This window comes from Longimonas halophila, from assembly GCF_002554705.1.
GTDB classification, from domain to species: Bacteria; Bacteroidota; Rhodothermia; order Rhodothermales; family Salinibacteraceae; genus Longimonas; species Longimonas halophila.
In genome coordinates this window covers 68,814-88,980 of record NZ_PDEP01000006.1, presented here as the reverse complement: position 1 = coordinate 88,980, position 20,167 = coordinate 68,814, and the positions used below count along the sequence as shown (strand labels likewise).

15 protein-coding genes are annotated in these 20,167 nt (G+C 59.5%); 8 read left to right on the top strand and 7 right to left on the bottom strand.

Translation table 11 applies throughout. The features are described 5' to 3' along the window. Positions 1-133 precede the first annotated feature (133 nt). Complete coding sequence (locus CRI93_RS07670; RefSeq protein ID WP_098062038.1) at positions 134-1,186, top strand: nucleoid-associated protein; 1,053 nt, start codon at positions 134-136, stop codon at positions 1,184-1,186. Positions 1,187-1,192: 6 nt separating this feature from the next. Then, positions 1,193-2,206, top strand: coding sequence for a GTP pyrophosphokinase (locus tag CRI93_RS07665; protein ID WP_141491618.1), 1,014 nt, complete (start codon positions 1,193-1,195; stop codon positions 2,204-2,206). 276 nt (positions 2,207-2,482) lie between these two features. On the opposite strand, the gene CRI93_RS07660 is transcribed toward CRI93_RS07665, so the two are convergent. The 6 genes from CRI93_RS07660 to CRI93_RS07635 all read right to left on the bottom strand — a co-directional run bounded on the left by CRI93_RS07660 (position 2,483) and on the right by CRI93_RS07635 (position 9,156). Next, the gene (locus CRI93_RS07660; protein WP_098062036.1) at positions 2,483-3,532 is read right to left on the bottom strand and encodes an AI-2E family transporter; all 1,050 of its coding nucleotides are present in this window, start codon (positions 3,530-3,532) and stop codon (positions 2,483-2,485) included. Positions 3,533-3,617: 85 nt separating this feature from the next. Beyond that, positions 3,618-4,286 (bottom strand): sll1863 family stress response protein, encoded by a 669-nt coding sequence (locus CRI93_RS07655; protein ID WP_098062035.1) that lies wholly within the window; start codon positions 4,284-4,286, stop codon positions 3,618-3,620. A 186-nt stretch (positions 4,287-4,472) separates the two neighbouring features. After that, positions 4,473-5,087: a DNA-3-methyladenine glycosylase gene (locus CRI93_RS07650; RefSeq protein ID WP_098062034.1), complete on the bottom strand. Its 615-nt coding sequence runs from the start codon at positions 5,085-5,087 to the stop codon at positions 4,473-4,475. Positions 5,088-5,456: 369 nt separating this feature from the next. Continuing rightward, positions 5,457-6,647 (bottom strand): thiolase family protein, encoded by a 1,191-nt coding sequence (locus CRI93_RS07645; protein WP_098062033.1) that lies wholly within the window; start codon positions 6,645-6,647, stop codon positions 5,457-5,459. A 181-nt stretch (positions 6,648-6,828) separates the two neighbouring features. Next, positions 6,829-8,037, bottom strand: coding sequence for an ATP-grasp domain-containing protein (locus CRI93_RS07640; RefSeq protein WP_098062032.1), 1,209 nt, complete (start codon positions 8,035-8,037; stop codon positions 6,829-6,831). Between the two features lie 90 nt (positions 8,038-8,127). Then, positions 8,128-9,156 (bottom strand): dipeptidase, encoded by a 1,029-nt coding sequence (locus tag CRI93_RS07635; protein WP_098062031.1) that lies wholly within the window; start codon positions 9,154-9,156, stop codon positions 8,128-8,130. A 241-nt stretch (positions 9,157-9,397) separates the two neighbouring features. Between CRI93_RS07635 and CRI93_RS07630 the strand changes: the two genes are divergently transcribed. Beyond that, complete coding sequence (locus CRI93_RS07630) at positions 9,398-10,075, top strand: CCDC90 family protein (protein WP_098062030.1); 678 nt, start codon at positions 9,398-9,400, stop codon at positions 10,073-10,075. 10 nt (positions 10,076-10,085) lie between these two features. Here the strand turns inward: CRI93_RS07630 and CRI93_RS07625 are convergent, their stop codons facing one another. After that, positions 10,086-12,176, bottom strand: coding sequence for a thioredoxin domain-containing protein (locus CRI93_RS07625; RefSeq protein ID WP_098062029.1), 2,091 nt, complete (start codon positions 12,174-12,176; stop codon positions 10,086-10,088). A gap of 503 nt (positions 12,177-12,679) precedes the next feature. Here CRI93_RS07625 and CRI93_RS07620 point away from each other — a divergent pair. The 5 genes from CRI93_RS07620 (at position 12,680) to CRI93_RS07600 (ending at position 20,019) form a co-directional block, all read left to right on the top strand. Then, entirely contained in the window at positions 12,680-13,489 is an 810-nt protein-coding gene (locus CRI93_RS07620) for a cytidine deaminase (protein ID WP_141491617.1), read from the top strand. A 46-nt stretch (positions 13,490-13,535) separates the two neighbouring features. Further along, positions 13,536-14,489, top strand: coding sequence for a calcium/sodium antiporter (locus CRI93_RS07615; protein ID WP_098062027.1), 954 nt, complete (start codon positions 13,536-13,538; stop codon positions 14,487-14,489). A gap of 92 nt (positions 14,490-14,581) precedes the next feature. After that, positions 14,582-16,693, top strand: a complete 2,112-nt coding sequence (locus CRI93_RS07610; protein WP_098062026.1) for a hypothetical protein — start codon at positions 14,582-14,584, stop codon at positions 16,691-16,693. 190 nt (positions 16,694-16,883) lie between these two features. After that, positions 16,884-18,158, top strand: coding sequence for an amidohydrolase (locus CRI93_RS07605; protein ID WP_245850399.1), 1,275 nt, complete (start codon positions 16,884-16,886; stop codon positions 18,156-18,158). A 100-nt stretch (positions 18,159-18,258) separates the two neighbouring features. Then, positions 18,259-20,019: a lamin tail domain-containing protein gene (locus tag CRI93_RS07600; RefSeq protein WP_176521770.1), complete on the top strand. Its 1,761-nt coding sequence runs from the start codon at positions 18,259-18,261 to the stop codon at positions 20,017-20,019. Positions 20,020-20,167: the final 148 nt, after the last annotated feature.

Here is a 20,167-nt window from a genome sequence, read left to right as displayed (position 1 = left end):
TGTAGCAATAAAAATTAAAGATGCGGGCTGTTTTTTTGTAACTTGAACATACACTGACATAGGGATCAAACCTAGTCGCTACCAGTGTCGCCAATCCAATTTACTTCCATTTTGACTCGCACAAGTACAGGATATGGATCTCTCTAATCTGCGATTTAGTCGGATCGCGGTGCATTACATACCAAACAAATCAGCATCGGAGGACGCTGACCCTGAATATGGTGACGACTTGATTGAATTAGGCTCAAATGCCCAAGACATCCTCACTCAACGAGTTACAGAAGTTTTAGGAGATCCGAGCTTCTCTGTAGAGATATCGATTATAGAGGATGAAGAAGATAGCACCTTCCAGAAGTCTGCCCCCCTCATCAGAGCAAGCACAGAGGAGTTCCTTGATGGGTCACGTCATATAGCAGATAACCTGAATGATGCTCAACAGCGTAGCAATATTCCTGCAAGTGTACTTCTAGTTGCAACTGGAAAGTCGGGAATAGCCCAAAATAATATTGTTGCTCTCGTGAAAGCCGAGACTCAAGATGGTTTTAGTTTCTCCACCTCAGAAGGCGACATCCGGGTCGATTTCATACGCGATCTTTTCCTGACTCCTGATCAAAAGCTCTACAAGGTAGGACTATTCGCCGAAATGAGCCGAAGTTCAGACGATAAGAAGCTAAGGGAGAAAGAAGACTTCGAAGCCTTAGTTTATGATAGCAACTTGCGTCAGCGGAGTGAGGCCGCAAAGTATTTTTACCGTACATTTTTGGGATGTGACTATGCTTCTTCAGGTAAGCAGATGACCAAAGAATTTTTTGAAGCACATCAAGAATACTTCGACTCTATAGATATCAGTTCCGAGGAAAGGAAAGATCTCAAAACTCATCTTTACTCTTACTTGAAGTCGAAGCAAAATCTCATCGGGGTCGCGGGCTTCGCTGACAATTACATTGGAGATAGCGATCGGGCTTCTTATCTGCAGTTTATGGATGAACGTGAAATTGCCGATCATGCATTCGAAAAAGACATCTCTTTAGTTCAGTCAAAGCTCAAAAACAGGAGAATTCGGTTCACAAATGGAGTGACAGTTCGAGCAAAAGCAGAAAACTTCAATGAGAAAGTCAAAGTCATAAAAGAAGAGACAGACACTACAACTATACGTGTTCTTTCAAAAATTGAAAACCAAACATAGAGAGCCGTGACTGAGACTGAAATAATCAAACGCTATACGAATGAACGTCCAATGTATGAAGCATATGGCGAATTCATCGTTGATGAGTTCACGGCAAAAATGAGATCGGAGATAGAGAGTCAAGATTTTGGAGACTTGTTTAAGGTAGAGCCGAGCTACCGAACGAAAGAGCCCGCCTCGTTAGTAGCAAAAGCGCTGTACAGGGCAAAAGGATATGAAAATCCCTACGAGGAAATTAATGATAAAGTAGGAGCGCGATTTGTGGTCTTATTACAAACACAACTCGAAAAAGCATCTGCACTGATTGAGGATCATGATATTCTTGATTTTGAGAAGTCAAGGGACTTTAAAGATGAGAGACATGAGAACCCTTTAAGCTTTGAGTATCAGTCGATTCACTATATTGTGAGGCCTACAGAAGATGTAAAAGTTGGAAATATGACAATACCAACGAACACTCCTTGTGAAATTCAACTTCGAACTCTTCTACAGCATGCGTATAGCGAACTCACGCACGATACGGTTTACAAACCCCGTTTAGTTGCAACACCGGATGTTCAACGAGTTGTTGCGAAGAGCATGGCTCTTATTGAGACAACGGGAGAGTTATTCTCCAAAGTCGAGGAGAAACTGCGAGATATGGACAAACAATATCAACATATAACTGATCAACTTACACAGATCTATGACAAATTTAGCGATCCAGAGTATAATAAACGTCTAAACGATTTTCTTCTTAGCGAATTTCACCCTCTTCTTGAAAAGGATAATTTCAATATGCAAGAAGTAATTGATTTTTATGAATCAAGTGAAAGCAGTTACATTACTGAATATATTAATGATAAATCCAGTGACAGTTTAATTTACAGACAGCCGGCTATCTTACTGGTGGCCTATCTGGTGAAAGAGTACAAGTTCGAGGCTTGGCGCCACTGGCCGCTTCCTCAAGATGAACTTGCGCCTATATACTCAAAGTTTGGCTATAGTCTGAGCAGCATTTCTGGGAAAGGAACCTACTGATTTGCCCGTCGATTACCGTTTATTGTCACACCCGATAGAGTATGGGGACGGCTTGCAAACGTGAGAGACAGCCCCCCACAATCACAGAACCACTACCGTTGCCCGCCCGGATGGAGGCGCAGAGCAGGCGACCGAAATGTATCCTGTTTGAGTAAGCGCCAGCGAATGCGTTTGATACATGTCAGCGCGCACGGAGCCGACATCAGGCGTTTTCTTCACCGCCTTGATTGTCGAAGTCCCTTCTGTATCCAGACAAACGCTCCCCACCGGCGAGCCCTACTCACCCAGCGTGGGTACCGAATCGCCCAGCGTATCCGCTACGTACAACATCTGGATGAGCACAATGAGGACGACCGCGAGTGGCGTTGCCATGAGCACGCCAATGGCCCCCGCCAGTATGCCTATGATAACCTGGGCGCTGATGAGCACCGCTGGCGGGAGCGACACCGCGCGCTCCTGGATGAGCGGTGTGATCAGGTAGCTCTCAAGCAGCTGAACCGCCCAGTAAATAACGAGCACGTAGAGCACCTTGTTGGGACTGTCGGCCAGCGCGACCAGCGCAGCGGGAACGACCGATGCGATCGGGCCAATGTACGGCACAAACGAGAGCAGCGCCGCAATAAGCCCCAACACAAATGCAAGCGGTATACCGGCAATCCAAAGGCCCACAGCGGTCAAGGCCCCAACGATGGCCATCGAGGCGATGCGTCCCAGCAGCCACCAGCGCAGCGCTTTTCCCAGGGCGCGAACGACCTCACGTCCGCGGCTGCGCCGGGCCGGAGGCAACAGCCGGATGGCTCCATCAATGTAGACACTCGGGGTTGCAGCAGCGTAGAGACCGATGATGAGCACGACCAGCCCACTGGCGAGCGCGCCTATCGTGTTGGTGATTCCACCCGCTACAAATGACATCGCCTGCCCCGAAAAGGATATGCCTTGTCCGGAACCGCTTGGTCCAAGCAAGAAGCTGCGCACCCACTCGTACTGCGCCACCGTCGCTTGAATCCGTTCGATCGCACTTGGAATCCGCTCGCCCAGCCGATTGATCTGATCGTTGATCGGCGGCCCTGCAAACCACCCCGACGCCGCGAAGGCCAGGCCCAACAGGAGAACAACAAGCCCGAGGCACCATCCCCGAGCCAGGCCAATGCGTGCTTGCACGAGAGATGTCAGGCTATCCAGAAATACAGCCAGCAGGATACCTGCAAAAATCAGCAACAGCACGGATGCCACGCGCTGTAGAATCAGGGCCAAAAGCACGAAGCCCAGTACAGTTGCTCCGGCGATAAGCACCCGTTTCGTGTAGGGATCGAAGTTCGTGTCCATACAGGCCCTGTTTGCTGTTATTCGTTTTGAGAACAGAACGGTAGAGACCGTGCGGCATCCTGGCAGCGTTCGCTCGTCAGTTCACTTACTGATTCGAGCCGCTCTCACGCTCCATTTCGTCCATCTTCTGCTCGATGTTTGTGCGCAACTCGGCGAGGTTTTCGGCCAACGTATCCCGCATGTTAGCGAACTCGTCTTCGCTGGCGTCCTGCACCCGACTAAGGGCCTGCGTAAGCTCATCGTATCGGTACCGCAGTTCGCTGGCCTCTTCACTGTAGTCGGACTGCATCTGGCCACTGGCGTTTTCGGCTTGCTGCTCCAGCGTATTGATTTCCTGCTCCATCTTGTTGAGGCGCTCTTCAGCAGCCTGCGCAAACTCCTCGCGAGAGTCGGCGGTCCGCAGTTTCAACTCTTCCAGACGACGATTGAGGTTAGCTCGCTGCTCTTGTAGACGCTCGCGCACCGTCGCCAATTCATCTTCGTTCGCGTTCTGCACCTCCTGGAGCTGCTGTGCAATCTCCTGACGCTGCTCACGGAGGTCGGCAACGGCCTGCTGCATCTCAGAGTCTACATTGGCAGACTCCATCCGGCGTTCCAGTGCGTCCAGCTCCTGGCTGGCGTCGTCCAAGGCAGCATCCATCTCACCTCGCAGATTGTCCACATGCTGCTGAATGGCCGATCTGGCCTGCTCGCCCTGTTGCTGGGCCTGCTCTTCGTGCTGCTCCGTGCACGCTGTCAGGACCAGAAGTAGCATAAGAGGTACTGCAATTAAACGTTGCATAGTCGATCATTTCGTTGATAAGAAAATCGAGTTATACTGTATGGACTTGCACGTAGTATTGGTGCAGTCCACACGCTCACCCGAGCCAAGATAGCAGTGCAGAAGGCATGGTAGCCAATCAGTAGGCGTTGCTTTCACAGCAGGATCTCCGCATTCTCCCTATGGCTTCACCGAGACGTACGGATGCCCCGCTACCGAAAACCGCCACGGGCGCTCGGCCCCTTTGGTGATGCCGATGCGCGGACTGCGCACAATCGACAGCGTGGGCGCCTCCGAATCACGGGCCAGATAGAGTGGCGGTTCGGTGAGGGGCACATTGTGATAGGTTTCGTCGTCGATGCCAAACGCCTGCGTGAGCTTGCCGGGCCCGTTCGTAAGGTCCACGTCGCGCTTTGCTGCCGGACGGTTCGGGCGCATGGCGGCAAGGCCTTCAAGCGGCTCCACGGCCCGAATCAGCACGCCCCCGCCAATGCCATCGGGCTCGGTGACGACATTCAGGAGCCAGTACATGCCGTAGATCAGGTAGACGTAGGAGCGGCCCGGCGGACCAAACAGATCGGCGGTGCGGCTGGTGCGCTGCAGTTCGCCGGTCTCGGGGTCGCGGGCGTTCCACCCGTGAAAGGCCGGATCGTCTTCGGTGTAGGCCTCCGTCTCCACAATGCGACCCACCCGACGTGGCACATCGGGCGGGTCGTGCACCACGCAGTGGCCGAGCAGCTCCGGCGCCACCTCCAGCGCCGACCGTGCGTAAAACGAGGCCGGAAATGGATCCATGGTACATCTGTTGGTTGCAAGGGGGAATATGCGCCACGACACCAACCCGAAAGCTTGCGTATGTGTTTTGTTCAGGGGGATGCGCTGCGTATCCCTCTAAAAAAAGTCCGCCTCAGCTTCGGCACCGTACGTCACAACAAAGCGCGGACCCTCACAGCCGAGCGTCCGCGCATGGCGTTGGAAACCCCAACCGATTTCGGGAGGCTTAGAACCTGTTTGGGTTTTGGTTTGACGGCGAGAGCGAGGGCCGCTGAGGCGAAAATTGGACCCCAATCGAGGCTCGTAGCCGGGGCTACGGGCCGAGATTAGGGGCAATTTGCAGCCCAGCGGAGCCGCTCGGAGCCCAAAATAAGAAATCAAAACAGGTTCTTACACCCGCTCGATGCCCATGGCCACGCCGCCGCCGGTGCCGTGGCAGATCGACGCCAGGCCCTGCGTGCCGTCGTGCTGGATGAGCGCATGCAGCAGCGTGACCACAATGCGCGACCCCGATGCGCCGATGGGATGCCCCATTGCAATGGCACCGCCATGCACGTTCAGGCGATCGGCGTCTACGTCTAACATCCGCTGGAACAGCAGGTTGTTGATCGCGAACGCCTCGTTGTTTTCGAAGAGGTCGTAGTCGTCGGTGGAGGTGCCACTTTTTTCGAGCACCGTTTCGACAGCGGGAATGGGGGCTTCGGGGAAGCGCCACGACTCGCCCGCAGCCCAGCTGCTTTCGGTGACCTTGGCCAGCGGGGTAAGACCGTGCGCCTCGACCGCTTCTTTGCTGGCCAGGAGGACCGCCGCCGCGCCATCGCTGATCTGGCTGCTGTTGCCGGCGGTGAGCACGCCTTCTTCGTCGAACGCCGGACGCAGTCCGCTGAGCGAATCGGTGGTAGTGTCGGGGCGCACGCCTTCGTCGTGGCTGAGCGTCTCGGGGCCTTTGCGGGTGCGGTACTCCATGGGCAGAATCTCGCCCTCGAACGCGCCGCTCTCGTGGGCCTGCGCGGCGCGCTGGTGCGAGGCAGCCGCTACGGCATCCAACTCGGCCCGTGATATGCCGTGCTCAGCGGCCAGGCGCTCGGTCTGCACGCCCATGGCCTCGCCTGAAAACGGATCGCTGAGTCCGTCGCGAAACATCAGATCGGTGACCTGCTCGTGGTCGCCCGGCAGGTACTTGTAGCCCCACCGCGCTTTCGAGGAGAGGTAGAAGCCGGTGTCCGACATCGACTCGGTGCCGCCGGTGAGGACCAGGTTGGCCTCGCCCGCCTTGATCATGGTAGCCCCGTTGATCAGGCTCATCATGCTGGAGGCGCAGACCATGTCGACCGCATAACCGTCGATGGTTTTGGGGATGCCTGCCTGAATGGCCGCCTGGCGCGGCACGAGCTGGCCGTGTCCGCCGCGTAGCACATTGCCAAACACGTAAATGTCGAGCGCTCCGCCATCGACATCAGCCGATTCGAGCGTGCCTTTCATGGCGTGAGCGGCCAGATCGACCGGCGAATGCTTCTTGAGCGCGCCGCCGAAGCGTCCGATGGGCGTGCGGTGAGCGGATACGATGTATACGTCGCGCATGGCGAGTAAAGGGTGTATGAGACAAGCAGGCGGTGGGATGCGCCGGGTGGGCATCCGAAGTAAGTGGATGTACAGCATCCGGAAACGCTTCCAGAGAGGCAAGCCCTCCATCTAAAATTACAGCAGGCTCCGCTTGGAAGCCTGCCGTGCAGATGTCGTTGGCAGCCTGTGGAGGCGGCCCCTACGCATCGTCAGAGGTTTCGGGCGCGGGCATGGACGTGTGGAAGTCCTCGTAGAAGCGAGTCATGTACTCGTGGAGCAGGGCGTCGACGCGCTGCTGGCTATCGGCCCGCACGATGAGCCCGGCATGATGCTTCTTCTCCATTTTCCATGCGATCGCCTCCTGGTATGCTGAAAGATCGGGGTGCTCCTGGCGCGCCAGCGAAATGATAATGCCCGCGTAGTCTTGCTTTTGCTCCGGTAGTTCGTAGGCATCGTTGCGGGCGCGCTGCACCTCGATGCGGGCCCACTGTGCCCACAGATTGATGCCCGTTGAGGCTTCGACCATTTCTGCGATGTGGGCCCCGCCGACCCGAGCAGCAGTTTCGAGAAAGTAGAAGTCGCCATCGTCGCGTCCGCGAATAAACTCGGTGTGCACCGCGCCGTGGTGCATCCCAAAGTCTTGCACAAGCTGTTTGTTAAGGGCACGGCAGGTGGCCGACTCGTCGCCGTTGCGGTCGAGGGTGCGGCTGGCAAAGATACCGCCGCCGTGCATTACGTCGAAGGGAGCGTTGGCGTAACGATGGGCCTCGGCAAAGACCACGTCCCCATTGCTTACGAGCGAATCGATGTGGTAGACATCGCCCGGCACGAACTGCTCCATCAAGAAGTGCGACTGCCGGTCGCCCAGCTCGTCGAGCGTGCGCCAGAGTACCTCGGGGGCGTGGATTTTCTTGATGCCAATGGCTGATGCCTCGCTGCGCGGCTTCAGAATCCACGGACGCGGGCAGCGATCCATGAAGGCGCGTATGTCATCGTAGTTGATGACGGGCACGAAGTCGGGCACACGGATCCCCGCATCGCGCGCTTTCATGCGCATGGCGAGCTTATCGCGAAAGTAGCGCACAGCAGTCTGCCCCATACCCGGCAGGCGCAAGTGCTCACGCAGCATGGCCGCGTTATACAGATCAAACTCGTCAAGCGGCACGATCCGGTCGATCTTCTCCGCCCGCGCCAGATAGCTGATGCTGTGAAGGACGTCGTCTTCGTTCGAAAAATCGGGAACGTAGTAGACCTCGTCGATCGCCTCCCACGGCCAGTCGGCATCGCGGAGCTTCTCAACGGTCACAAAAATAACGCGGGCGCCCTGCGCTTTCGCTTCGCGGAGGAAAGCCGCGCCCTTTTCGTAGCTGGCAAGACACAGAAGGGTGACAGGCTGTTGCGTGCTCATAGAATCTCAGATTTGTTGCTGGATATATATTGTAAAAGGGCTCGCTGCTGCATTTTGGGCCGTATTTTGGGGGATGCGAAGGGCCACGAGCTACGGCAGTACGCGTCGCAAAAAGCGCAACCAGTTGCCTCCCATAACACCGCTTCGCGCCTCTTCAGGTACCAGCTTTCCAAGTTTTGAAAAGTCGGCGCCCCGCGTGAGTTCGTGGGGCGTTTCCTGTACCCCGAAGCCCCCGTCGAAGTCGCTCCCGATGGCCACCTGGTCCCACCCAATCAGGCTGGCGACGTGTTTGGCATGGCGGCGCACATCGCGCAGCGTGACCTGCATGGTTGCATGATCGGGATGCAAGAAGGCATCGCCAAGCACGATACCAACGACCCCGCCCAATGCTCCTACCGCGCGAATCATGTCATCGCTTATCTGACGATCACCCGGCGTTATGGCGCGGGCGTTGCTATGGCTGGCCAGTACGTGCCGGGGCGATAGATCCATTGCATCCCAAAAGCTCTCTTCAGCAAGGTGGCTTACATCGAGTGGGATGTTGTGCTCGGTCATGGCCTGCACGAGCGCTTTTCCTTCGGCGGTGAGCGGACCGGGGGCGCTGGTGCCCCCAGCATAGCGCGTGCCCCGCCAGGCAGGCCCGATCATGCGAAGCCCTCGGTCGACCCACCACGCAAGTTCGTCGGGCGTACGGATCGGGTCAGCCCCTTCCATGAGCACTACAAGTCCGATGGTGCGGTCCCCGTCGTCCCACGCCGTAACGTGCGCCTGCAGGTCGCTTTGCGTACGCAGAATGCGGATGCGCCCTTCGTCCTCCCATTGCTCGTAACAGTCCAATTGATCTACAGCAAGGGCATGCGCTTCATCGGGCGTGGCGTAGCTGAGTTTTGCTTTCCACGTTGGGGGAGTGTCGCCCTCGTACTGCAAGGCCGAGCGGGGCATGGCGAAGAGCGTGCCAAACACAATGCCTACGTTGGCACGACGCAGCTCGGGGAGCGTCACCATAAGCTCCTGATGCGAGCGGTCTTCGTCTGCACGAACGGCTATCACCCCGCGTGTCAGATCGCGCTTGTGAACGACGGCATTGAAAGCAAGATCGAGGTGGCCGTCGATATACATACTGAGGCGAAGTGAGAAGAAGATAAAGGAAGCGTTGTATGATGCTTCATACGAACGAGCGACGCGTGCAACGTTTAGCGAAGGGGGTGGGGTTCCCCGCGAGAATGCTACAGCCTGCGGAAGCCACATTCTGGTCGGGTTGCTTGTCCACACCAGCACGTTGCAATGCCGTTGAACTTTTGACCCAGACTCCTGTTTTGAAACGACAGCTTTACCTCATTTTCGAAATGCATGCACGGCCATGCCCATCGACACCCTCAAATCGAAGCGCCGCCTGGTTGAAGAGTACGGCCTGGATGACCGACAGGCCGAGGGCATTGTGGAACTCATTGCACAGTCGGAAGAGCGCGGCGCGACCGCCTCTGACATTGAGCTGGCCGAGCAGAAGCTGAGCAGCCAGATCAAAGCGCTCCGGCAAGAGATGCAGTCTGGAGACGAAGCCCTCCGGGCAGAAATTGAGACACTCCGGAAGGAGATGCGATCTGGCGACGAAGCGCTCCGGCAAGAAATAAAGGCAATGGATGAGTCGCTCCGTCAGGAGATACAATCCGGGGATGAAGCCCTCCGCCAAGAGATAAAGGCGGTCGATAAATCGCTTCAGCAGGAGATAAGGGCGGTGAATGAATCACTTCACCAGGAAATAAAGGCAGTGGATGAGGCCCTCCGCCAAGAGATCAAGTCGAGCAATGAAGCGCTCCGGGCGGAAATCGAAACGCTCTGGCACGAGATGAAATCTGGCGACGAAGTGCTCCGCCAAGGGATAAAGGCAGTCGATGAATCACTTCGCCAGGAGATTCAATCAACGGAAGGGCGACTCCGCCAGGAAATCCTTATGTCGCAGCAAACGATCCTCAACCGCATGTACGCGATTGCTGCGTTCATTGCCGCGCTCATCTCGCTATTCGAGTACGTACTGTAACCGTACGTCCTTACCTTAACTGCTCTGCCAGCGCTTCTGGATCGGTGGTCGGGGCATCGCAGGTGAAGCCTTCGCACACATAGGCGGTGGGCACGTTGTCTTGTGGCGGTTGATGCACCAGGTAGGGGGCCCAATCGAGCAGCACGTGTTCATCGCCAGGGGGACGGTGTATGACCATGTCTTCAGGCGTCTGATGCGCCTGGACGGTCTCGAGCAGCGCCTGATAATGTGCATCGCCAGGATCGCCCGCAAGCACGATTTCACGCCCGGCATGGTGCCAGTGATGCAGCGCCCATAGCAGCGTGGTGTGCTGTCCGGGCTGCGAGCGCATGTGGCGTCCGGCACGCTGTAGGGCCCGCTCGGCGGTATCGGCAAATGCCTCAGTGCCCAGCATGCGGTAGAGACGATGCAACACGTAGATGGCCACGCCGGTGCCCGAGGGCCGCGCTCCATCCGAAATCGCCTGCTGGCGCACCAGCACGTCATCGGCAGTGTGGGGCGCGGTATAGAATCCACCACGCTCTTCATCAGCAAAGTCGGCGCACAGGGTCTGTGCCAGCGTGCGCGCCGCTCCGAGCCAGCGCGTGCTGAGTGTGGCGTCGTACAGATCGAGCAGGCCCCACGCCAGGTAGGCATAGTCGGCAAGCGTGGCCTCAATACCGGCTTCGCCATTGCGGTAGCGATGCCACAGGCGTCCGTCGTCGCGCAGCATGGTGTCACACAGAAACGAGGCAACGTTCTCCGCAACAGGCAGATACGACGCGTCAACGTGCTGTGCAGCGCGGGCGAGGCCAGCGAGCGCCAGTCCGTTCCAGTCGGTTAGGATCTTATCGTCGAGGAAGGGACGCGGATGCTCGCTTCGCACCTTGAACAGCGTAGCGCGGGCGGCGTCTATGTCGTGTTGCAGGGCGTCAGGCGTTGTGTCAAGCTGTTCGGCCAGCGCGCCCCAGCTATCGGCGCGATGAAGCACGTTTTCGCCGGTGCGTTTGCCAGTGGATTCCTCCTCGAAGTTACCCTGCTCCTGCATACTGTACACCGTTGCAAAGCGCTCGGCGGTGTCAGCGTCGAGATGATCACGGATGGCGTCCAGCGTCCACGTGTAGAAGGCGCCCTCACGCGATTCGCCCGTCTCAGGGTCTGCGCTGTCGGCATCTTCGGCGGAGTAGAACGCGCCGGTGTCATCCAAGAGATCGCGTTTCAGGTAGGCGACCAGATCGTCGACGTGACCATTCCAACCGGCATGGGGCTGCAAGCGATGCGCATCCGTCAGGGCCATAAGGAGCAATCCCTGGTCGTAGAGCATCTTCTCGAAGTGCGGCAACCGCCAGATGGCATCCGTAGCGTAGCGGTGCAGTCCGCCACCCAGGTGATCGTTAATGCCGCCGCGCATCATGGGACGCAGCGTGGAGGTGGCCATATCCACGGCGTAGTCACTTCCCGACGCAGCGCCGTAGGTGCTCAGGAAGAGCAGCGTATGCGGCATGGGAAACTTGGGCGCACCGCCAAATCCGCCATGCGTAGGATCAAACTGGCGGCTGAGCTGCTGCACACCGTTCTGCAGGGTAGACGGCGCGGGGACATCGCCCCGTGTGTCGGTGTCGCTCTCTTGCTCCAGCAGGTCGATCATCTTGTCGGCCTCCTGCTCCAGCTTATCGCGTTCCTGCGCCCAAAGCGCCTCCACGCGGTCGGTGAGCTCCATGAGTCCGGTGCGCCCCATACGTCCGTGTTTGGGCAGGTAGGTGGCCGCATAGAAGGGCCGTTTGTCGGGCGTCAGGAGCACGTTGAGCGGCCAGCCGCCGTTGCCACGCATCATTTGGCAGACGCTCATGTAGAGCTGGTCGAGGTCGGGGCGCTCTTCGCGATCCATTTTGATGGGTACAAACACCTCATTCAGGCGCGCGGCCACCTCCGCATCCTCAAACGACTCATGCGCCATCACGTGGCACCAGTGGCAGGTAGCATAGCCAATTGACAAGAACACAGGCTTGTCTTCGGCCTGTGCCTTCGCAAACGCCTCTACGCCCCACGGATACCAGTCCACCGGGTTGTCTTTGTGCTGAAGCAAATAGGGGCTACTGGACTGCGCGAGCTGGTTGGGCATGACGATATGGAGCCAGGGGGAGACAACGCGAAGACACACACGCAGAGATGCGTGGGTTGACTACTATGAGCAGGTCTGCAACGCGTGCCCGCCCCATCTTGCTTTCATGCAGTGTGCACGAAGGACCGCACGGATGAACATCCATTCAGATGGCATCTCCAACCCGTGCGGTCCACGTGCTTACACCATGGCATCTACAACAGGCAGCACCACCTCCATCACAAAGAGCACCAGTTCGTGAACCCACTGCAGCATGTATTCGATTACAGATTCAGCCATAACGAAACAGAGGTATCAGACAATGATCGGGGAAGACTGCAGAAGCTATGATTGCATAGCGTCCACATGGTTTCAATAGTTTCGAACAATGTAAGGAGAACGATAGAGATCTCCAAACGAATTATCGGGCTCTTTGGCAGTACGCCTGGGCGCATTGTCCATCTCGAAAAGGAACCTTACGGATATGCGCCAATAGATGCACTCCTTTTCGCCTGCCCTACCCCTTGGAGCTATTTTCCGTGAGTGGCTCGCTGCTTGCTTCGGCCCGTTCCCACTTTGCGACGCTGCGTGCCCGGGCCCACGTTCCGTTCTCGGATCGCCCGCGCAGCGTACTCTTGGTGCTGCGTGACGGACGTTGGATTCCGGGCGTCCGCATCGAAAGCGCATCGTACTCGCTTAGCATATCGGCCCTCGGCAATGCCGTGACAACCGCATACAGCCTGCGCTGCTTCGACGCCGTGGCTGGGATCCTGAGTTCGGCTCCGCTCTCGGCTGCTGACCACGCCTATCTGCGAGCACTCGATGGGTTTTCAGGTGCAGCACCGAACTCGAACGGACAGGCTGTTACGGCCTACTGGCGCACGTCTCCTCCTTCCCAGCTGGGTACTGTGGTGGATTCGGCGCGTCCTGTGCCTGCCTCGCCAGAGGCAGGCATCAGCGCGGCGCGTAACGTGGCGACCACTGCCCACGTCCCCGAGTCGCACTTTCCGGTGGGGGCTGTGCTCGTGCACAACAACCAGATCGCCATTCCCGGCGTAAACGTGGAGCATCCCGACTGGACGCGCATTCTGTGTGCAGAGCGCAATGCCCTAAGCACGGCGTACGCATACGGCTACACGCACTGCACGGCGCTGTATCTGTCGTGCCCGAAAGCGCCGAACGGATCGCCTTGCGGGGCATGCCGACAGGTGCTGGCCGAGCGGGCGCCCGAGGCTACGCTCTACATGGACCGCCACGATGCCCCGATGGAGCAAAGCACCCCTGCGGCGCTGCTGCCTGCCTTCTTTAACAGCTCCGACCTGATTTCCGACTGATTCTTCTCCGTTTTCGTCTCACGCGGCTTCCGCTACTCCGTCCTGTATGCTTGTCCATCTTAGCTTTTTCATCCTTGGCCTGATTATTCTCTACTTTGGGGCCGAGTGGATGGTCGGCGGCTCCTCGCGCCTTGCGCTCTATTTTGGTATTCAGCCTCTCGTGGTAGGGCTCACCATTGTAGCGCTGGGCACCTCGCTACCTGAGTTTCTGGTAAACCTGTTCGCCGTCATCGCCCGCGAGGACAGCATCGCCGTAGGCAACATCATTGGCTCCAACATCTCGAACATTGCCCTCATTCTGGGCATGGTGGCCGTGCTGGCACCCCTGCGCATCGCACGAAACACGCTCCACCGCGAGTACCTCATCATGATGGTGGTGCTCTTAACGTTTGCTGGACTGGCCTCCGATGGCGTCATTCAGCGTCACGACGGCGCCATCCTCGTTGTCGGACTCGTTGCGTTTCTGGGCTATCTCTTCTACAGCAACCAGGGCCGTCCCAGTATGATTGAAGAGGAATGGGCCGAGCAGGCCGAGTACGACGCCATCTCGCTGCCCTGGCAGTCTGGGCGTATCGTGCTGGGCATGGCCGGGCTGGGACTGGGCGCACACCTTATGGTCGACCACGCCGTGGCCATCGCCAAGATCTACAACATCTCGGAGGTCGTCATTGGCCTCACCATTGTGGCCATTGGCACGAGCCTGCCCGAGCTCGCAGCCTCGGTCGTGGGCGCCGTGAAGCACGAAGATGGCCTCTCGATCGGCAACATCTTGGGCAGCAACATCCTAAATGTGCTGTTTGTAATAGGGGCCGTATCCAGCATACAACCGCTCGGGGTCGATGCCGAGTCGGTCCGTATCCACCTGCCGTTTATGGTGGCTGTGGGCGGTTTGCTCTATGTACTGGCGCGTCCGTCGTTTAAGCTGGGTCGTGCAGGCGGCGTGGCACTCTTGCTGCTGTTTGGGGGATACATGGCGTTTCTGCTGCTGCCGTATGTTTGATTCCGCCCCCCGCAGGTCATCTTGGGTCCTCATCGGGCCGCCGCAGGTATAGGCCCAAGCCCACCCGTTTTTTCTGATCAGTTTGCGGTGTTATGCTCACGCTTAGCGTATCCGGATGGTGGCTTCTTCTTGTGGGGGCGGGTGCCATCACCGGGGCCGCCTGGAGCTATGCCCGCACCCAGCCCGCCCTGCCCCCTGCCTGGCGGTGGGGCCTGGGCACCCTGCGCGCTGCCACGCTCTTCCTGGTGGCTCTGCTCCTCTTAGAGCCGTTCTGGACGCGCGAGCGCACCACCACATATCCGCCTCAGCTGGGCGTGCTGGTCGACAACTCCCTTAGCATGCAGCACACCGGCATCGACACGAGCAGCACCTCCGTATCCGCCCAGATGGATGCACTGTTCGATAGCTGGATCGGCACCCTTGAGGCTGCGCCCCGCATCTACCCGTTCGATGCCTCTCTGCGCCTCGATGCTCCGCGTACCTACGATGGCACAAGCACGAACCTGACCGCAGCACTCCGCGATGCCCGGCAGCAGTACGAGCCGTACACCGACACACCCCTCAGCGCCCTCGCTCTCGTCTCCGACGGCCAGCACAACAGCGGTCCCTTCCCGCTGCAGCAGGCCGAAGATGCGGGTGTGCCCATCTATCCCGTGGTGGTGGGCGACACCCTGCCGCAGCGCGATGTGCAGGTGCGGCGCGTACGTACCAACGAGCGAGGCTATGTGGATACGCCCCATCCTGTAGAGGCGCGCATCCGCAGCATCGAGGCGGCGGGCGAGTCGGTGACGGTGTCGCTTCTTGGTGAGGACGGCACCACGCTCGACCAAACAACCCTCTCGCTACCCGAAGGTACCGCCGATCAGCCGGTATCGCTTAGCTACACCCCGACATCCGCAGGCACACGCACCCTCACGGTGCGCGTAAGCGACCTGCCCGGCCAGGCCACCGACGCCACCAACACGCAGTCCACCACGGTGCGCATTGACGACCGGGCGCGCACGGCGTGGATCGTGGCGGGCTCGGCCTTCCCCGATGTGGGCGCGCTCCGACGCATTCTTGCGTCGAACCCCGAGTGGGACGTCTCGGCGACCGTGCTCGGGCCGCAGGGCGAACTACTTACGCCGCTTTCTGATGCCGAAACCGCCCCCGATGTGCTGCTGCTTGCGGGCTTGCCCACCGCCAACACACCGCAGCGCATACTCGACCGCCTCAGCGACTGGATCGACACGCAGCCGCTGCTTGTGTTTGCCGGTCCGCAGGTAGATGCCGACCGCCTCGATGCGCTTGCGGGCGAGCGGCTTCCTGCATCGCTGTCGGCGGCCTCGGACCAGGAGGCGCGGGTGGTGCCGCATGATCAGGCAGCTCGCCACCCGGTGTGGACGGGGCTCGACAACGCATCGGCCTGGGCGCAGCTTCCGCCTGTACTCATCCGCCCCTCTACTGATGCACGGCCCGATGCCCAGGTGCTGGCGACCACCGAGCGCGGCATGCCCTTCCTGCACACGCTTCAGCGCAACCAGCAGCGTAGCGCACTCGTCACCGGGTACCGTACCTGGCGCTGGCGCACACTTCCCCCTGCACGCAGCACGGCGGCTACGCTTTGGCCCACGCTCGTCACCAACCTGGCGCGCTGGGCCAGCACCGACCTCGACACGCCCGTGCGCATCCGCCCCGACGCGCCCGTGTTTGCCGGAACCGAGCCGGTTACCTTCTCGGGCCGCGTGTTTGACGGACGCGGCGAACCGGTCTCTGAGGCCGCTGTCGCGCTTACCGTCACCAATGACGCGGGCGAGGAGTTGCCTTACACCATGACCCACGCCGGCGGTGGGCAGTATCGGGGGGATGCGGGAGCGCTGCCTGCTGGATCGTACACCTACACGGCCACCGCCACGCGCAACGGCACCACGCTGGGCACCGATGCGGGCTCGTTCGACGTGGACACCCCCAACGTAGAGCGCCAGGCCACCCGGACCAATCTGCAGCTCATGACGCAACTGGCCGCGCGCACTGGAGGCGAAGTGCTCTTTCTCGACGAGGCCGACGCGCTGCCCGAGCGCCTGCAATCGCATCCCAACTTTACGCCAACCGACCGCTCGGAGCGAAGCAGCGCAGCACTGGCTCACGCGTGGCCCTTCCTGGTTCTTCTGATTGGGCTGCTTAGCGCTGAGTGGTTCCTGCGTAAGCGGCAAGGATTGGCGTAAGCAGGGCAATGCCTTGCCAATGCGGCACCGCACCAGATTCATGCGTTCTCACCATGCTCATCTCTCTTGCGCACGTAAGCGCTTTCGGTGCCACACGGTCGTAACGCCTCCCCCGGTTTGAATCTCTGTGCCGGGGCTGTCGGTGTAAGAAGTGTTCGCTATTGTCCATCACCCGCCCGTTTCCCTCTGTATGTCTTCCTGGATCCCCTCGGACCCGTCTTACCTGCCTGATGTGCTGCGCGATGTGCTGGAGGAGGATGCCAGCCTTGCCTCCCTCTTGATTGGCATCCGGCGCCACCTGCACCGTAACCCCGAGGTGGGCATGAAGGAGCATGCCACCAGCCGCTTCATCCGCCAAACGCTTACGGCATATGGGCTGAATGTACGTGGCCCCATTGCAGGCACCGGGCTATTCGTGGACATCGGTCCGAAGGATCCCACGCGTCCCATGGTCGCCTATCGCGCCGACATTGACGCATTGCCGACACAAGACCAAAAGGATGCGCCGTACCGCTCACAACGTCAGGGGGTGGCGCATCTCTGCGGGCACGACGCGCACACCACAATGGGCATTGGCGTGGCGCTGATGCTCCGTCGCCGCGAAGACGACCTGCCCGGACGCGTACGCGTATTCTTCCAGCCCAATGAAGAAGGTCTGCCGAGCGGCGCTCCGCTCATGATTGACGGCGGCGTGCTCGACGGCGTGGGGGCCGTGTACGCCGTGCACGTAGATCCGCACCTGTCTGTGGGACGATACGGACTCATTGCGGGCGCAGCAACGTCTTCATCCGACCGCTTCGACGTCTACGTGCGCCAGGACGGCAGCGGGCACTCGGCCCGTCCGCACGAGGGCGTCGACACGGTGTGGGTGGCGCATCAGCTCATGAACGCGTACTATCAGCTTGCTGGACGCGTTACCGACACGCGCAATCCTTCGGTACTTACCGTATGCCGTCAGGGCGGAAGCGAAGCGCATAACGTCATCCCCGAGTGTGCCTCGTTTGGTGGCACGCTGCGCACCACCCAGCCCGACGACCGCGCCACGCTGCGCGACCACATGCACAGCTTGGCGACCCTCTGGGAAACCCAGTCCGGCGCCGAAATCGAGCTTGATTTTGAAGACGGCTCGCCACCGGTCATGAACGACGCGATGCTCATTGAGCATGCCGCTGACACGATTACCGACCTGTTTGGCCCACAGGCCGTCTACCGCATCCCCCAGAATAGCATGGGCGGCGAAGACTTTGCGCACTACCTGAAGCACGTGCCCGGCGCCTTCTTACGAGTGGGCACGGCCTCCGGCCCACAAACCGAGTACCCGCTGCATCACCAGCGCTTCGACCTCGACGAATCGGCCCTGCGTCCCACCGCTGAGCTGATGCAATCGATACTGGTGCGCCACCTGGAGCGCGACCTCACGAAAAACCGCGCCCCCACCCAGGCTCCGCAGGCACGCACCGCCTGAGCGCAACTTGCAGACTTCGTGAAGGGTTCGTATCCTGGTTAGTGCGCTTCTTGTGTTGTGCTGCGCACCGCGCCTCACTTCGGATACGATGCCCTTCGCTATGTATTTTCCTTTGCACTACACGCCGTCGTACTGGACTCGGCTGCGTAGACTGCTCCTTGTCGCTGCTCTCCTGATGGCATGGCTGGCAATGCCTACACGCTCGGCGGCACAGTCACCGCCCGATGTGGTCATAAACGAGATCATGTATGCGCCGCAGCCCAGCCAAAACGAATACATCGAGCTGTATAATCGGTCGGATGCGGACGTCAATCTCAGCGAACTGAGCTACGCCAACGGATACCGGGAGTTTGCCCCCGTCACCGACTCCTCGGTTGTGCTACAGGCCGGCGGCTACGCGGTGCTTGTGCGCACTCCGTCGCAGTTCGAGGCGGCCTTCCCCGAGGTGCCCTACCTGGCCCCAGATGGATTCCGCGCCCTCCGCAACAGCGGCGACACAGTGGTCTTGCGCTACGGCGAGACCAACATCGACGAGGTCACGTACGTCCCCAGCTGGAGCACCCGCGACGATGCCGCCCTGGAGCGCGTTGAGCCGAATGCGCCCAGTCAGGCCCCTTTCAACTGGCAGAGCGCCACCGCTCCCGCTGGCGGCACGCCCGGATTCCAGAACAGCGTGTTCACCCCCGACAGCACTCCGCCCACACCGCTGTTTGCCCAGGTGGATGCAGATGCTCGACGCATCACCCTAACGTTTACTGAGCCCCTAAACCCGGCTTCGCTTGCCAGTGCCTCATTTACCGGACCCGAACGCGCCCCGGTGTCCGTCGAACAGGGAGATGCGAACACCGTGCGCCTGTTCTACACCGAGCCGCTCCGCGCCGAAACGCTCACCGTACGCGGCATACGCGACTGGCAGGGCAACAGCACCGAGGCCACGCTCCCATTGTCGTACGCGCCACAGCAGGGCGATCTTGTTGTCACCGAGATCATGTATCGTCCGCTCAGCGACGACTTCGACGAGCGTCCCAACCAGCCTGAGTACTTCGAAGTGGTCAATCCCACCGAGCGGTGGATCTCGCTGCAGGGCCTCTTCACCACCAACCGTCCGCGCGACACGGGCGGAGCCGACACGCTCAACCTGGGCATTGGCACCCAACACGTAGCGCCCAGCGGCGGCTATGCGGTGGTGTACGCCGAACCGAACTCCGACAATGAGGCCTCCTCTACGCTCGACCGTGCGTTTCCCACGCAAGACCTCTCGGCGCCGGACGGTCCCACCGTGATTGCGGTACCCCGCTCACGCCTCGGATTGCGCGTACAGCCCGACCGTCTGCGCCTGCACCGCGCCGACGGCGAACCTATAGCCACGGTAGATTACCATCCTGATTGGCATGCGCCCGGTGTGCAGGACACGCGCGGGCTATCGCTGGAGCGCATCAGCCTGACGGCGCCAGCAGCCAACGCCATGAACTGGACGAGCAGTGCGCATCCCGAAGGCGGCACGCCCGGCTTCCCGAACAGTGTGGGGCCGCCTCCTGCTGAAGGATCCACTGCACGCGTCAGCGCTGATCCATCGCCATTCGCGCCCGAGGTCGACCAGGCCACGCGGATCCAGTATGCGTTACCGTTTCCGCCCGACTGGGTGCAACTCCGCATCTTCGACGCCCACGGACGGCCAGTACGCACCGTAGAGGAAACTGTGCTTTCCGGTCCCGAGGGCGAAGTGTTATGGGACGGACGCAACGACGCAGGCCGCATCGTGCGCATGGGCGTCTACGTGGTGCTCATGGAAGCGCAGAATTGGAACGACGGCACCAGCACGCAGCATCGCACAACAGTTGTGGTAGCGCGCCCACTCTGATCGTCCCTGGTTGATACCCTGGTTGGTAGGTGCGGTCCTACTGCCGCGTAACGCGCCTCTTTGCATATCCACATACGCATGCATGGAACTGTGCTTTTTGGGGACTCGTTCGACCCTTCTGCAATACACACCACTGGTTGTTCGTCAT